This window comes from Candidatus Hartigia pinicola (assembly GCA_020541205.1).
Lineage (GTDB): Bacteria > Pseudomonadota > Gammaproteobacteria > Enterobacterales > Enterobacteriaceae > Hartigia > Hartigia pinicola.
In genome coordinates this window covers 1,304,126-1,323,061 of record CP048208.1, presented here as the reverse complement: position 1 = coordinate 1,323,061, position 18,936 = coordinate 1,304,126, and the positions used below count along the sequence as shown (strand labels likewise).

The following is an 18,936-nucleotide window of genomic DNA, read 5'->3' as shown; positions in this document are numbered from 1 at the left end:
CACTGTGCTCTAAAATATTCAATCGAAAATAACTATTTTATTTTTTCAATAATTAGCTCAATAGATAAAAAATAATATGATAAGGGTGAGCGTTATTACATACTAGATCAATTATTTGATCGTAAAATTAGTATTTTTTACCTGTCATATATAAATTAAAAAAATTTTATTTATACTGTGTTAATAGGTAAATATAGTGTTCAGTAATATTGTTTATTAATATTTAGCAGACATCGTTAATATAAATAATTATTTTCTAATTATTAATTACCAAAAAAAATTGTGACGAGCATTATATAAAGTACTTTTTATAATATAAACAACTTAATGTAAAAATTCTTATTTATCTAGAACATCTTGTGATAATTAAAATTTTTATTAGTATAATTGTTATCGCTTTGTTAAAGTTTTTATGCTGGATTGTTGCTGAAAATCATGCAACTATCTTAATATAACTCATAGAAACTTATACACGTTTAACTTTTTTCTTCAGTTGCGTTTTTATTAAAATTTTAACATATTCTTTACGTATTGTTAATAATATTTTTATGTGATAACACTTAATGATATTACAATGAAATCTGTATAATTATAAGTAAGTATATATCCATTATATACAATCATTCAACAATAATTAGATTCAACGACATAACAGTGTAAATTATTTATTATCAATGATAATGTAATAAATTGTAATGTAGTTTTGAATTACCTGCATATAAGATTGACTTAGTATAATTTTATAAAGTTTATTAAGCAGTTGAATAATATTTTTTAATCAATGACATCACATTCGTTCGTTAGTAAATAATATTTTATTTGTTTTATGATAATCTCTACATTTATTATTAGTACTTGATTGTAAAAATTAGTTTATTTTTAATATGCTATAGTTGCGTCATCTATTACTATACTTTAATATATTTAATCGGTAATTTTTTTCAGTAAATTCAAATACTTGAGTTAGAATAATTTTAAAGATTTTCAGTTATTTTAGATTTATTTTAGATCATATTTATATGGTTTGAGTTACTGTTAAAATTTGTTTTTTATTGCTTGTATATTCATAGTGAATATAAATATATTTATATGTTAATGATGTATTGTGCTTATTATTTTAGGATCATTTTATGGATATGAGTTTTCTATACTACGTATATTCAAATCATAACTGAAATAGTAATAGCGGGATATATTGAAGGTATCAGTTTATACTTAATATTTAATAAAATGTAGGAATAAATATTGTTTTATATTAAATAGACATATTTAGATCACCTATGTTATTATTTTAGTCTTATCAAAGATTTTTTAGATTTATTGATTTTTAGTATTTCGTGTTTCTTTTGTAGAAGACTCATATTTTATGATATATTATTTATTGACTCTATCTAGAATAGCACTATTTTAGTTATTTGATATTCTTACGAATATTTTTATTTTTTTATTCATATAAAGAAAGTTATGACCACAATCTCATTGGAAAAGTGATCTTTTAATTATAAAATGCAGATTAGCATCAATTATTGTACTCTTAGGTTTTCAAGAAAATATATTGCATATTTTATGTTTAATTTCAAAAATGTAAAATTTATTAATTACAGAGAAGCTTTAGTGAAGCTTTACTGAAGAAAATGGCGTAGTTTTTAGTAAGTACAGTGATGTTACCTGTTTTAATAGTCTAGGATATTAGAGTTTAAACCTATTTGTATTTAAAAATAAAATGCAATTAATTGTGAGGTTAATTAAATAAGATAAACTAAGCTCTACTAAATAAAGCTATATTAAACAAAGTTAATATTATTGGCGTAATGTTGTTATAGATTTTATGTGTAAGTATAATTAGACATGATATGAATCTCCAAACAATGTATTGCAGTTTATAATTTTTATTTAACTAACAGAAAAGTAGTTGATAGCAGATTTTAGAAGTGAAACGAGGTATAAGAATATTTCTTATTATTTTGTATATTTAGTGAGATTTATTAGTTAATAAAATATCAAATCGACGATTTTACACTTTTAAATTTTATATTTAAAGTATTTAGTTTATTATTTCTCGATAGCTTAAAGATTGTGTTTTATTATTCTAAATTTTCGAGATATTTTTATATATTTAAATAATTTTTGTTTAGGATGAAAGTTATTAAAATACATGTTTATTTCTTATATTAGCGATCTTACGACTGTCATTGAATCGAGAGAACTATCACTGTCTGTTATAATTTATTGTTCAATTTTGAAATATTTTATTAAACGATAATTTTTTTGATTCGTATTTATTTTTTACTATTTTATAATTGAATAATTATAAAATAGTATTAACATGTCGCCGACTGTTTAAATAGAGTTATTTTATTAGGTTATTAACGTTTACTCAGTAAGTTTGTTTTTTGTGTTTACTATTTTTTAAGGAGTTACAAATTAGTTATACGTGTTACTTCTTTGTAAAAATAATCTCTAGATAGAGATTAGGCATACTGGTGAGTTATTCTAAGAACAATATATTAATGTACATAATATTTTGTATATTGATATTTTAGAATATATATTTTTTATGTTAATAAACAAGAGTTAAGTTTATTGAAATATATCTTGATCAATGTTACTTTGATAAAAATCTTACTTTTAATAACTATACGTATAAAATAATTATATTTATAAATTATTCTGAATAGTATTTAAAAATACTCATTGCATCAGTAAATACATTTACGATCATTTTAATTATCTAGCCATGTTTATTGATGTTTTCGGTTAAATTTTAATAAATAATATTTAATAATAGCACTAATTTTTAAATTCATTAACTTATCAGATTACATGCGACTGATCTTACGTAAAATTATAATGTGTTAGCTTTCAACAGAAAAAAAGTGTATGATAAATAATAGTAGTAATGGTAATTTTTCAGTCTTTACAACTTTTGATTAAATTTTATTTTTTTAATTCTTTATCGCAATTAAAATAATAATTAATTTCTATATCAAAATTAAGACAAGCAACAGATGATTGTTTCTATGTTAAATTTATTAAATCATATAATAAAGATTAAAATCAAAATAATAGTAAGTAAAAGTTAATATTTCGTTTTTAGCATAAAAAAGTATTTAATATTGAGTATTGTTGTTTACCTTATAACTTAAAATCAGCGAATATTTTTACTAAAAAAAAGTGTTTAGATGTTTATATGAGAATTTTAAAGTTTTATATTTTTAGATAGAGTGATGCACTGTAGAATGATATTCTCTTAAGATTGATTTGCATAATTAATAGCATTTCATTTAATAGTTTTGTATTAAACTACTCTAATATAGTTCAACACTCATATTGATTATTTTAAATACAATATTAATTAAATGCATTCATTAGTAATAAGATTTGATTGTTAATATTAGAATCGCTGTATTGAAATATATATAATATCTTCATGATAATCGTATTTTTATTTAGATTGAAAAAAAGATTTAATAGTTATTCGTCGATATAATGCATTACGACTCTTGAGGTTAATTTTGTAAGTAATTCATAGTTAATAATGCCTGTTTTTAAGGCAATATCTTCAATAGGTAACTCTCTCCCCCATAAAATTACTTTATCACCTACCTTATCATTAGTATCTGGTCCTAAATCTATAGTAATCATATCCATGGAGACGTTCCCAACAAGAGGAACGATGCGTCCATTAATAAAGACAGGTGTTCCTGACGGTGCAGTTTGAGGATACCCATCACCATAGCCAATGGCGACAACGCCAAGTTGAGTATCTTGTTTACTACACCATCTCCCACCATAACCAACACGCTGCCCTGCAACGTGAACCTTAACAGAAATTAACGTAGACTGTAACGTCATTACACTCTGTAAACCTAAGTCTTTTGCTGATTTTCCTTTTTGGGGAGATGCGCCATATATAATAATCCCTGGCCTGACCCAATCGTAATGGGCCTCTGGGTATACTAAAATACCTGAAGATGCTGAAATAGATTTTTCACCAGGTTTATTTTTAATAAATTGATTAAAACAATTGATTTGATGAGATGTTATAGGCAATTCCGGCTCATCAGCTTGAGAAAAATGACTGACAATATTGATAGGTTTTTGAATATTTTTACATTCTTGTAAGCGTTGATAAAAAGCTTGCGCTTCTTGAGGTAACACTCCTAGGCGATGCATCCCAGTATCAATTTTCATCCACGCTTTTATTGGTTTAGTTAGTGTCACTGTTTCAAGTATTTTAAGCTGTTCAATGCAGTGGATAACTGTATCAATTTGATACCTAACTAAAAAAGAAAGATCCAGTATTTCAAAAAAACCTGAAAGTAATATAATAAGACGATTAATGCCTTGCTTTCTCAGTGCTAACGCCTCTTTGAGACGAGCGACACCAAAACCATCAACAACGTCTTGAATGCTATTGCTTACTTCAGTTAAGCCATGACCGTAAGCATTTGCTTTTACAATTGCAATTACACGGCTATGTGGTGCAAGTTCTTTTACTTTTTGTAAATTATGTCGAAGAGCTTGGCGATTAATTGATGCAGTTGCCGCTTTCATTATTTCCTCGTTTCAAGATAATCATGTATAAATATGTAATGCGTATTATAAATTTCAGTTGTATTGGTGTTATAAAATATAATAGAGTGCATTGAAATTAATTATTCATTATTATATGCAGGACCAATATAATTGTCAAAACGAGACCATCGTCCATTAAACATCAGTCGGATTGTGCCGATTGGACCATTCCGTTGTTTACCTAAAATTATTTCAGCCACCCCCTTTAAGTCACTCTTATGATGATATATCTCATCACGATAAATAAAGATGATTAGGTCAGCATCTTGTTCGATAGAACCAGATTCGCGTAAGTCTGCATTAATAGGACGTTTGTCTGTGCGTTTTTCAAGGCTACGATTAAGCTGTGATAACGCGATAACTGGCACGTTAAGCTCTTTAGCTAATGCTTTTAAAGAACGTGAAATTTCTGCAATTTCTAAAGTACGATTATCTGATAATGCAGGCACTCGCATAAGCTGCAAATAGTCAATCATTATAAGGCTTAACCCACCGTGTTCGCGATAAATTCGACGAGCGCGTGAGCGAGTCTCTATTGGTGTTAAGCCAGAAGAGTCATCAATATACATGTTACTTTTTTCTGATAAAATCCCCATTGTACTAGAAATGCGAGCCCATTCTTCATCATTTAATTGACCAGTACGGATTTTAGTTTGATCAACACGAGATAGTGATGCTAATATACGCATCATAATTTGATTACCAGGCATCTCTAAACTAAAGATCAAAACAGGTTTATCTTCTGTCATAGCTACATTTTCACATAAATTCATCGCAAAAGTCGTTTTTCCCATTGATGGACGTGCTGCAATAATAATTAAGTCAGTACATTGTAAGCCTGAAGTTTTTTTATCGAGTTCTTGATAACCTGTCGAAATTCCTGTTACACCATCATGAGGTTGTTGATAGATTTTTTCAATTTTTTCAATAGTTTTAGTTAATATAGTTTTAATATCTTTTGGTCCTACATTTTTACGAGTTTTTAATTCTGCAATTTGTAATACTTTAGTTTCTGCTAAATCTAGTAAATCTTCACTACTGCGTCCTTGAGGATTGTAACCAGCCTCTGCAATACCATGAGCTACTGAGATTAAGTCGCGAACAATAGCGCGTTCGTGGATTATCTCTGCATAAGAATTGATGTTTGCTGCACTTGGGATATTTTTTGATAGTTTAGAAAGATAAGTGAACCCCCCAACACTATTCAGTTCATCTTGTAGTTCCAGTGATTCTGATAATGTGATTAAATCAATAGGCTGACCTTTTTCAAGCAGGTTTTGCATTTGAGAAAAGATAGTTCGGTGTGGAGGACTATAAAAATCTTTTTGGGTAACGCGCTCGGAGACTGTGTCCCAACGTTCATTATCTAGTATTAACCCTCCTAATACTGATTGTTCTGCTTCCATAGAGTACGGTGGAAGTTTTAGGTTTTCTATTTCTTTTTTACTTAGTGTATGAATTTTATTGTCTGAGAGGTATTTGATAGCCATACTTATCGTTATCCAGATCTGTTATTAATTAACGTATTAGTATACTACTCAACTGAGTATTCAAGAGATTTTTTTTCGTGAGATATATTGAAGATCCTCTTAGTAGAGAGGGATTAATTTTCCTGAAAAACAGTCATTCAGTATTTTTTACTAGGTATTTACAATACTTACAAGAGGTATTTATATACTTTGCATTATTAAAAATTTTCATTCATAAAGTGGTAGAAACAGTTATTAAAACTTTTCTAACTAAGCTGTCGTTGTATTCTATTTTTGATAAAGTTTGATTATTGTGTATTATCTAACGTTATTTTGAAGAAATGAAGCTAATCCTGTTGAAGAACTTGAGTAAAATGTTGATGCTTACTTCTTAAAAATTTATTTAGTATTTTTTTGTAAAAGAGAAGATATATAATAGATATACAAATTAAAATTGTGTATTTAAATATATTTTATGATTTTTATATTTGATGATATTTTTTAGTTGAACTAATTTAAACTTGATAAGTGAACATTGTTAAATGACATTCACAATACTCATTTTAAAAATTACTTTATATCAAGGATTATTCTAAATTTATAAAATAGACTAGCTGAGAATTTTTCTCTGCATCGTGTACTAATGATGAATTCACCATTTAGATATAAGTAATTGTTTATATAATAGTATAAGCTATGAAAGTATTTCTTCTATTCTTGATATTACTTATCGTTTACACAGTTTATTTAGTAAATTGTAGTGTCTACTCTAATATATTGTTTAATCCGAAAATATTTTAATCATTTTATAAATTTTAGTATGAAATGTCTTTTTTGTGTTTACGTGTTGCACATTTATTATGATAAAAATTTTTTGATATTCTGAATATTTCCAAATCAGACTTGATTGATTATCTATTTTTAAGCGTTATTTAAAAAAGCTTGATTTTTTTAAAAAGTTAATTTTTAAAAAATGTAATTAATTTCACTGCATTATCAAGTTATTGTTAAGTAAAGTCTTTATTTTACTTGAAGGTATCATAATTTTTTAATAAAAAATTTAGATTTAGCGTATATTTCATGTGGTACTATAAATGATGTTAAAAACCATTTTTTAAACATCATGTCATAATTAGTAGATTTTTCTACTTGTAACAAAAAATAAAGAAATTTATATCATTTTGAATGATAGCTTCTATAGTTTAAAAATAGTTCTTTTTTTTAAAAAGTAACGTTGTTAAATTAAATACAGCTTCCAGAGAGTCAACTATATATTTCTAATAACTTACTTTTAAATAATTTAAATTTAGCTAAATACGCACTGATGTTAATTTTAGTGGAGCAATCTATTTGATCGTCAATCGTACTATCGATGAAAATTTATTTATACGTGTTTAGTGAATTATCAAAAATGTGATTAAAATATATTCCGTTAGTGACATTTAATTTGTTTTTTAAAGTTCTATTGATAATTAGATTAAGACTGTTAAGGGTGTTAATATTTTATTAGAGATTGTTGACTGGGAGATCATTTCCATCATGAACATATGAAAATATAAAACATTAAGATATTTGTTCTTTGAAATTTAACTCTATTACCGGTTATCAGGAATAAATAGTTAACATACATAAATTAAATCAATTTTTTAAACATTAAATCATAAGATGCTTAATGCTGATTTATGTTTTTAATGTAAAAATTTTTTTAGTTAATCTATAATGATTTCTTAATGACAGGAGAAAATTCTGCTATATTGTATGATGTTTAACAATTAACATTCATACTACTGTATATTCCTCAAGAAATAATATATTAAAATAAATATTTTTATTTTAACCAAAGTAAGATTTTACTGAAAATAATATTAATTTTTATTTAAGTCACTTAAGTTTAGTGCATATCAGTGCTTTTACACACAATGTAAATAATTTTTAACTTCCATCTTCATCTAAGTTGAAAATAATTTAATTTTCTAAATATTTTCACTCAGTACGATACAAAGACTAAAAACTTTTTTCTTATTTTATGTACGTAAAGTTCAAACAAATCTCTTGCATTAAAAATCATGCGGTTGTTGTAGTTATAAATACGATCCATTCTGTTTATTATTGCATGTATTTATATAATAGTAATAAATATGAAGAAATATTTTCTTAAAAGCGGATCAAAAAGTTTACTGCAGAATATGATGTGAACAAGTATTAAATTTACTGCACAATCACTAAATAGAGTTAGTTAAAAGCATAGGGTAAATTATTATATAGGTATATTTCAGCCATAAATTTAAAGTTTATTTTATTACAATGTAATATAATAAAATTATCTGTATAAGTTGTTAAATCTAATTATTTCAGGTAATTATTGTGATTGTATATTTATTTTTAGTTAAATATATTATGATGTTTTGATGTGTATTTCACAAACATAATTGTAAGTAGATTTACTTAGAAAATTTATAAAATCCTAAAAACGACGGGTTATTTTTAGTATTGTGCTGATTGAAAGAAAACGTTAAAATGCCGAGATGTGAAATTAATAATTATTAAGCAATGAAAATCTCAAGATTGTTATTGCATACGTTCACTCACAATTATGCAAAATTAACTTATTATTCTGTATAAAAAACCGGCTTGCGTACAAGCTGTGAAGTATTTTAATGAATTAGAAAATATTAGTATCACTGATTTTGTTAGTGATCGTTGTCTAATGTTAATGATAATGTAATTGAGCAGAATATTTATGACTTTATCATCAGTTTAAATATTAATTATTTTCTCAGTTTTATCGTGAGTAGTATTGCGAGAATTAATTTGATCATGTGGTTATTATACCATGTTTAATAATATCAATCTTTACTATGACTTTTATTACTTTCTAATGAATTACCGAAATGAATACTAAATAATAATTTATATGATCCCTTATGTCTGGCATGCTTTATTAGATTTAAGCATAATGCATGATTAGATAATAGAATGGTTTCTGTTTCTATTTTAATCTGCAATAAAAATATATAGTGCTTTTAATTAACAAATAATTAAGTAAGATAACGTTATTTTCTATGTTTATGAATGTATGCAGCCGTGTTTACAACACCTCATATGCATCTTGTTTAGTTAGTGGATCATGTTTTTACTCAATGCCTAAAAACTCATGTTATTAAAATATTTTCACTGAAAATGAAGACTGTAAAATGTGATTATAGCGATAAGATATATAAAATAATTAGATTAGAAAATGTTTACTACTTCTTAGTATTTATTGTAGGAACAACTGCTATTAAAATTAAATGCAATCATTGATTTTATAGTTGAATATGATTATTTTAATGATATTAATCAACACTTCTGATTAAGTTAGAGTTAGTATTCTACAGTGAAGGTGTATTTGAAATATATTAAATTATAAAATAATCCTTTTCAGTTATGATTATTATTAATTATATTAGGATTATAACTAAGTTATTTTTTTAATTTCCAGAATATCGTGGAATTTTTTGTTTATTATATGTTTGTACTTAAATAGTGATGCATGATATTAGTTTTATATTAGGTAGATTGAATCTACAGTGTGAATGCCTTATGAAACCACAATGCTAAAATTATTTTATAAATGAGAATATTGCAAAATAAATATACGATAAAAAATATTTCATAAGAGGGTATGTCGTATTAAAATCATTCTTTATGTTTTTAAATATTTTTCAAATTTCATATTTGAACATAGTTGTTATCAATTAAGTTTTGGAATTACTTATGTTTTTAATTAAAAAAGAATTTTTTGATCTTGTTATTGTTTTATTTATATAAAAACAAATATTCATGAAAGAGGAGTTAAAATTATTTTAGTATAATAAAATTCTTAAATCTGAAATATTTTTTAGATATATGATGTGAAGTTTAACTATACATTCTGATTATAATAAAAAGTCATTTATATGATTCATTCTATTGAATTATAAAATAATATCACAAATATTGTTTTATATATATTAAGTAGTAAAAATTATAGGACAATAGTCATTATAATTTAATTATAATATTTTATAAATAAATAAGGATTTTTATTAAAAACATTTTGTTCAAATCAAATAAAAATATATTTTTATTGTCATGATTTAATAGAAGTAATTTTAACTTATTTAAGTATATTATATTTTTAAAAATATTAATACATATATTTATATATGTTTCATGAAAAATCGAAATGAAAGTTAAATTTCTAGAATTGATTTTTAATTTTTTGCTATTATAATCTATAAATTATATTATAATCAATTGAAGAATCAATTATTAATTTAGGAATAGTATTTTTTGACTTTTTTCAAACCATTATATTTATTATTATATCGATTATTTTATTGAAAGTAGTATTATAATTTATTTTTATATATTAATACTTTGAATATTTTGAGATTTGAAATATAATTTTGTTATTTTTATTTCAGTACAATATTAAAAGATAAGTTAAATAAATTAGCATATATAATTTGTTTGTTTCATATAATATGACATGAATTAAATGATAGATGATATAATTACATAATAGATTTTTATAAATACATTATTGAGAATCAAATATTAATAGTATATTAGATGTATTGTGTTTATTAAGGTAGTTAGTATATTCAAAATAGAACGTAATTAATGTATAATAATTTATTATTTTCTAATAGATTTTAGAAAAAACAAGTAATGATTTCCATTAAAAATTTTCAAAGAAGTAGTTAATCAATTGAATCAAGATCAACTTTAAGTGCTTCTGCATTTGGGTTTTCAATTTCTTGCAACTTACCACCGTTTGATAAAAAATCATTGCGTTGAAAGTAAGCTTCTCTCATTAATAAATATGGATCAGTTGAATTTCTTAATAAGCCGTCTGATTCAAGTAATTTAGAACGTGTTTCAATGCCTTTAAGTGCCCATTTACCTACAGACATCCAGAATGTCAAGAAACTCAGCATCGGATATAATCTGTCTACTAGATCTCCACCTTGTTCACGGAAAGTAAAGCTACCAAATCCAGGTAAAACTACATACGGACCATACATCACCTCATAATATCCTAACGTGCTACCAAAACGTTTTGGCTCTTCTTTTGCTAATTGAGGATTTGCTTTTGAGGCAACATCAATAAACCCTCCAATACCAAATATAGTATTAAGAAAGAAACGGTTAAAATGTTTAAATCCTTGAGTGATTTCACCACGTAAAAAACTATTTAACATGCTAGCAGGTTCTTCAAGATTCACAAAAAAATTCATTAAACCAATTCTGGCAGGTGTGGGAACATAATCACGCCAAACAACTGCAATAGGCATTAAAATATAATGATCTAATATATTGTAGTTAAAATTAAACATTGCTCGATTAAAATTTTCTAGCGGATCATAGCGCTCCTTTGTAGTCGGAGAAATTGAACTTGAGCATCCAATCAACACAACAGCTGCAAGAAGAACACCAGTCATGCGAAACTTTATCATATTTTTCATTTTTATATCCTTTAATTATAGCATTTTTTAAAATATCAGTGAATAAGAGTATTTTAAAACTAAATAAACAAGATTATTAATTAATTTTAATACTTAAAACGACTATAAGTAAAATAATTTAAATTTATATGGAGTAGTAGATTCAAAGATTAAACTATCATAGATAAATTATTTCACTCGAATAAAAGCATTTCATTTTCAATGATGATAAATAAAACTTATTGTATTACTATTATAAACTGTAATGATACTAATTTTTATCTGAGAGATAATTGTGAATCTTTTTAAATGCCATTATTTTATGTATTTTATCATAACAAGTAAAACTTACAATACTGTAAGATTTTGAAAAATATCTTAATACATTGCACCCATGTTGGTTAATAACTTAGAATATATATTTTATCGTACAATAGAGTTATATGAGGAAATTTATATCTTTTAATTTCTAAGAAATCAAAACTAAATGCATCGAGATCTTTCTTGACGTCTTATAGTATTGTAAGCTTTTATTTTGATAGGATGTATAAAAATTATGATCTTTAAAACATGAACAGGTATTTAAATAATAGTAAAATCTAATATTATTACGTACTTTCTTTTATCATTACTTATTGATATAGAAAATAATTTATTAAATGTAAGTTTAACAGGTTATTAATGTATTAATTGATATGAGGTTTTTAACAAATAGCATTATTGATAATAATATAAATAAAATAATAAAATGGCAAAATTTTTTATTAACTTAAAACTTAAATCAGTACTGGTCATGATTTATTAATTAGTATAGAAATACACTAGATGTATATTATATGAATATTTTAAATATAAAACACTTGCAAACTTATCTAATGTTAAGTGCTAAAGTATTATTTTATATGAAATATCAAAATGATTTAATATTAATATTTTGGTAATATTAAGTAATTATCAATTGTATAATTTGAATAATGAATAACATTACAAATATTAATGAATAATATAAAATTTACTATCTATTAAATAATAATTATTATTTTTATAAGTATAGAAAAATTATTTCTATTATATTCTGAATATTCAAGTCTTTATTTTTTTAGAGTAATAATAGCTAAAACTGATAATAAACATTTATTTTCAAGATATACTAAATACTTAAACTATAAATGATGAATATTTAGTAAACACTTAAAAAAATTATTAATACGTTGCAGTTTTGAAAATAAACATACCATGATATCATGTGAGAATAATGATTTAAATCTACTAAAAGTGCTCATATGATACTTACTTATTACACATTTTATAGTGCTCATTCTCAATATTAACGTCTATAATTTTGTTAGATATTATTAGTTATTATTGATATTTATTTTGTTTTAAAACAAAATTTTACTAGCTATAGTGAGTGTTTTATTTTCGGTTATTAATTTTAATTATTATGTTATTTAGGTAATATTACAATAAATATTCAATCTTGAATGGTGGTGGGTGTATATAAGTGTCTTTATTTACTTATATAATAAATAAATTTAATTTATTGAGGACTAGCGATTTATTATAGGATTTAGTTTAGATAAGCGCGCTATTTCCTATATTTTATAGATTGATAATGTATATTAATTTATTAGAGGTAATCATGGTCAAACAGATTAAAAAGGTTAGTGTGTTAACAAGTGGTGGTGATGCACCAGGAATGAATGCTGCAATCCGTGGTGTGGTACGCGCTGCATTAAGCGAAGGTTTAGAAGTGGCAGGGATTTATGATGGGTATTTAGGTTTATATGAAAATCGTATAAAGTACCTAGATCGTTATAGTGTGTCAGACGTGATTAATCGTGGTGGCACTTTTCTGGGTTCTACGCGTTTCCCTCAATTTCGTAATGAAAAATTTCGTCTTGTTGCTATGGAGAATTTGAATAAAAATCATATTGATGCACTTGTAGTCATTGGTGGTGACGGTTCTTATCTTGGTGCAAAATCGTTGACAACAGCTGGTTTTCCATGCATTTGTCTACCCGGCACGATTGATAATGATGTTGCAGGGACTGACTATACGATAGGTTATTTTACTGCTTTAGACACCGTAGTTGAAGCAATTGATAGACTGCGTGATACTTCTACTTCTCATAAACGTATCTCAATTGTTGAAGTCATGGGACGTTACTGTGGTGATTTAACCCTATCTGCTGCAATTGCAGGAGGTTGTGAATTTTTTGTGTTACCAGAAAATGAAATAAAATTTGATCGAGAAGAATTACTTTCTGAAATAAAAAAGGGGATTGAAAAAGGGAAACGCCATGCGATTGTTGCCATTACTGAACATGTTTGTAATATTAATGAATTAGTAAAATATATTGAAACAGAAACACATCATGAAACACGTGCAACGGTGCTTGGTCATATTCAGCGAGGAGGCCCACCTGTTGCTTATGATCGAATTTTAGCCTCACGTATGGGAGCTTATTCAATTCAATTATTGCTTGAAGGTCATGGAAACCGCTGTGTAGGTATTCAAAATGAAAAACTAGTTCATCATGATATTTTTGATGCAATTGTAAATATGAAACGTATTTTTAAGAAAGATTGGTATGATATTGCGAAGAAGTTGTGCTAATCTTTATTTATACTAGTTGACATATTATCGGTTGTATGAAGATTATATTTTTAGCTGAGTAGTGTATATCTTTCTCAGGATGACTACATTATTTTTTTTAAAATCTATTTAGTATTTTTTATGAAAGATTCATAAAATCAATGTGAGATTAATAGTAGCTGAAATGTAGCATTTTAATATTTCTTAGATTTTAACATGTGATAATATTTTAGTTAATGTATGAACAATAAATAACTTTATATTGAAGGAATATATTAAAGTTATAAAGTAGTTATGTGTCGCTGTTTGATTTTATAAATATATATTTTAAGCATGACAATAAAGTTCGTGTAATTTAAAAATGATTTATGTATTTTGGTAAGTTTAAAAGATTATTATTACTATATTGTTATAGTATTATGCTAAAGATGACTAATTTAGTTATTTAGATTGTTTAGTATTATGTTGTTTATATTACTCAGTGTTAAGTGAGATCAAATAAAACAACATTTGTACTATATTATATTTTAAAAATACCAAATAATACTAAAAAAATACTAAAAATTCTAATAAAATGAGTTAATAATAATGATTTTTTTGTTTGAAGTTATATCGAAATCAGTAATTTAGATGATTAGTTAAAGGCTTAATAACAGTTAATTAGCTCCAAAAAAAAGTTTTCTATGATTTTTTATAAAATAATATGTTTTCTTGTATACGATTTAGTTAAAGTGTAAAATTTATTTTTTTAAAGTATCTTCTTGTTGTTGATAAAGTTTAACGTTGATAACGACTAAAAACTATTACAATACGCGCATATATTGATAGTAATCTTAGTGTGTGATTTTATTTTTATTTGTACAAAAACACACAAATTAATTAATTAATTAATTTTTCTATTAATCCTTTCTGATTTGCATACAAATCAGCTTGCTTGCATAAAACATGGTTGATTCTTTATTATCGTTTTTATAATAAGATAAAACTACTTTCATAAGATTCACAATACTAATAGATGTTATTTTACTACCGTAAATTAAAAAAAATAGTTTTAATAGTTGTGACCTAACAGAAATCATCAGATTTATATAACTTAATTTTCACTTTTATTACTTATTAATTAAAATTAATATAAGTATAAGTAATACTCATCCGCTTTTGATAATAGAGAAAGTCTAGCTATTTATGCTAATGTAACTTTTTTTTCAGAATTTTTGCTTGTCATGTTATAGTTATAATCATAAAATAAATGTATACTTATGTATATTATTCATACTATTCAGCAATGAAAAGAAAAAGAAGACTATCGTAGTTTCATTAAAGCATAGTGTATTAAATTAAGATTCAATATCAAAATAGAGGAGATAAGAATACTAAAAATTAATATTATAATATTATTTTTACTTAGTAATTTGGTCGTAGAAAATTTAAAAATTTTCTGAGAAAAGTATACGAATCTTCAAAAGAAATTTTAATCAAGCTAAATAAAAAATAATTTTTCTAATGCATCTTACTTAGTAAGAGGAAAAATCATACATATATATTTTGATTCTTTTGTATTTGCAAACTAAATGTAGATTGTAAATGCAGTTGACTGTAAACCATCATAAGTGATGAACTATAATCACATGACGCAGAACCTTATTAGAGTATCATGCGCTATGCGTATATACAACATGCCTATTGTATTTTAAGTGTTAAGAGTGTTATAGGATAATCTTCATAATATATAAATATCTAAAAGTATATTCTCACAGAATGAATAACGAAAAAATCTTTTCAGTTTTGAGCATAATAAAATATTTTAATTAATTGTCATTTTAGCATTAAGTAGATCTTTTTAATTGTAATAAAATTACATTAATTTATGTTGTATTTTCATTTTATGTATACCAATGGGGAAGAAAAGTTAAATTTTATAAAATGAATAACATATCATTTGTATTGATAACGCTTATTATTGAGTACGTAATAAAATTATAGTAAAATTTTAAATGAATATTGTTAAATAGTATTATTGTGTTCTTATCTATAGGTCTATCTTGACAGTGAATCTGCAATATATTTTATTGTTGTTTATAAATACCTATCTAGTTTTAAAAGTTATGGCATTGAGTGAATACAGTTAATTAATGAAGTTATTAGTTTAAATCATTACTTTATGAGTTATAATGTTTTGGCATGAATAATACAAGAAAGATATTTAATGTATTGATTGCGGAAATTGATTGAACTAAAATTAACTTGTTGACAATAGTGTAAAGGGTAAAATGAGGACAGTCGATAATATGTGTAATAATAAAAGATAAACTGTTATTTAATAAGTTATATTAATAGTGATTTTATACCGAGCTGTGACTGTTGCTGAATAGTAACTAAAATAAAACTTTTAATTATGTAATTAACCTATAGGAGAGTATTGTACTTTTTAGTGACTATTAGTAGAGTTTTAAAAAACAAAATCATTTAATGAGATATTGAGTTTTTCTCCGCGGGTTTAAAAGTAATGTTTTTAAAATTTTAAAGGGGAGCTATAATGCGTAAAATTTTTATAGTTTGTTATATAATCTGTCGATTAAATAATATAAAATTTTATGATACTACTGCTACTGTTTTAGTAAATAATCACAGTACATGACTGTATTTTAAATTAATCACTACTAGACCATTAAACATTTAGATTTCATCGATAAATCTTACGTATTTTTTTACGATACTTTCCGCATGTTTTATATATTTGTTATTATAATACTAGCGTCAGTATTCATATTATCGTATAGAAGGTTTTTGCTAGTTATATTGATATATTGAAAGACTTAATTTAGTAGCTGAAACTTTATTTCTAATTGTTTCTCTTGTTAAGGCTTGAATAGTTATTTTCAATAATATTGTTGTGATAATCTTTTCAGTTGTATTGTATATAAACTATTTTAAAACACATATAGTAATGTAAAAAAATACATTATATGCAGTAACTCTCCGAATATGTGTTTTAAGTTTCTAATTTCATTTCTGGAAATAAGATATTATTTCTTAAAATATTTTTTTGATTTATATTGTTTCTGCATATTGATTATTCTTATAGAATGAATACCATCATGAATCTTCAAAAAATTGTAAATAGTCTTTAGATGAGTCTGAATATGTGTATTCTGATTACTATACGATTTATATTATTTTATAAGTGCTTGTAAAAAAAATCTATACTCCCATTTAGCGTCAAGTTTTTATGCAGGAATAGATAATAAAAATTTTAATATTATTTTCAAGTATATTGCCATGATGTAAAAAGTATTTCAGTAAGGTCAATAAATTATATGTATAGATTTAGGTAATATAATTAATAGTGACTTGAAATATTTTTATTTTAGATCTGCTGAATCACTGAATAAGTAAATCGTTACAATATTGGTGAAGATTTAGTACAAGAGTAAAACGCATATTAAATCTGTGGTTAAATAGGTTATAACTATTATTTAAGTTAATCTCTAGTTTTATATGATGTTTTCTAGGCTAGAAACATTTCAATAATTTTATAAATATATTTATTATTTTTTTGTAAGTTGTTCAGTTTTATGTTCATAAATTAACATTTAAAATTATGTTATATGTAGTTAAAGCTTTAAAAGTAAAAGAAAATTTTTCGTTTATTATACTGGAATTATTTTTTAAAAAATTATCATTATATCAATTAACTATAATATGAATAAACTGAAAATAATAATAATTATTAATTATATGTTATGAAAATAACTCAAAGATCTGTGAATTATATTGTTGAATGTTAATAAAATTATTGATATCAATATAAATTAAAAATACATTTTAAATTTAAATTATGCATGCAATCTTTAAAATAAAATATATGAAATATTGCAATCACTGCTTATAATCCAGGGAAAGATATTCTGAATTATATTTCATTGAAATAGTTTTATATTATATTTTACGTTTCGTAATTAATAAACAGATCTATTTAAAATATACGACTTTTAAATATAAAATGATGAAAATTGATAATAAAATATTATTAAATAAATATATTATATTGTTTTTCTAAAAAAGACATCTACCTATTATCATTCATTGGTACTATATGATTTTAATGTGCGTAATTTTGTTAGGTTAATTAACTATTGTATCCTATAAAATGAATTTTATGTTAGTTAGCATGTGATTTTTAATAATTTTCTAACTATTTTAAATTTGTTGTAATGCACAATGTTTGTCGTTTGAACGTAAACAAACAATTTATTTTTAGTGATTATAAAAGTTTTGTAGATTAATAATTATCACTTTAATTTTAGAACATGTTTATTATAATCAATTTTATCGTCTGTCTCATGGTATGGTCATAGCTTTTTTAATAAAATTAAAATATTACTATATAACACTATACTTATTTTCTTACTTATAATCGTTTAATTTTTTAATATCGCTTTATAAATAGATCATATTCTAAAATTAAATAAATTTTTTTATTTAAACGCTAATATTTATTTATTATTTTTTAATAGAAATTCTAATAAAACGAAATTTTGTATTTTATTCTGAACCATTAGATTTTCAATATATAATCATAGTATTATCTGCAGATTATTAAGATTTTATACAATAGTCTAATTGTTCGGGTTTGTTCTCATGTATAAATATAAGTCTAATTGAGCATTTTGTCTGCATAACAGAGGTAATATTAATGTTTATGTGATAAGCAGAATAAGAGCATTAAAATACTTATGATTGTTTTTTAAATTTTCAATGTGTTTCGTATACTTAATGTATATGTGATGACATACATTGAGGGATAACATTGTATATA

Annotated in this window: 4 protein-coding genes; 1 reads left to right on the top strand and 3 read right to left on the bottom strand. The window is 24.2% G+C overall.

The window, feature by feature from the left end:
• Window positions 1-3,474: 3,474 nt before the first annotated feature.
• The 3 genes from alr to mlaA all read right to left on the bottom strand — a co-directional run bounded on the left by alr (window position 3,475) and on the right by mlaA (window position 11,527).
• Window positions 3,475-4,557: an alanine racemase gene (gene alr, locus GFV14_RS02470; protein ID WP_457914094.1), complete on the bottom strand. Its 1,083-nt coding sequence runs from the start codon at window positions 4,555-4,557 to the stop codon at window positions 3,475-3,477.
• 101 nt (window positions 4,558-4,658) lie between these two features.
• Window positions 4,659-6,068, bottom strand: a complete 1,410-nt coding sequence (gene dnaB, locus GFV14_RS02465) for a replicative DNA helicase (RefSeq protein ID WP_457914093.1) — start codon at window positions 6,066-6,068, stop codon at window positions 4,659-4,661.
• Window positions 6,069-10,774: 4,706 nt separating this feature from the next.
• Window positions 10,775-11,527, bottom strand: coding sequence for a phospholipid-binding lipoprotein MlaA (mlaA, locus tag GFV14_RS02460; protein WP_457914684.1), 753 nt, complete (start codon window positions 11,525-11,527; stop codon window positions 10,775-10,777).
• Window positions 11,528-13,160: 1,633 nt separating this feature from the next.
• Between mlaA and pfkA the strand changes: the two genes are divergently transcribed.
• Entirely contained in the window at window positions 13,161-14,138 is a 978-nt protein-coding gene (pfkA, locus tag GFV14_RS02455) for a 6-phosphofructokinase (RefSeq protein ID WP_457914092.1), read from the top strand.
• Window positions 14,139-18,936 lie beyond the last annotated feature (4,798 nt).

Coding starts and splice junctions, on each gene's coding strand:
- alr (WP_457914094.1), bottom strand. CDS start 4,557: ATGAAAGCGGCAACTGCATCAATTAATCGCCAAGCTCTTCGACATAAT.
- dnaB (WP_457914093.1), bottom strand. CDS start 6,068: ATGGCTATCAAATACCTCTCAGACAATAAAATTCATACACTAAGTAAA.
- pfkA (WP_457914092.1), top strand. CDS start 13,161: ATGGTCAAACAGATTAAAAAGGTTAGTGTGTTAACAAGTGGTGGTGAT.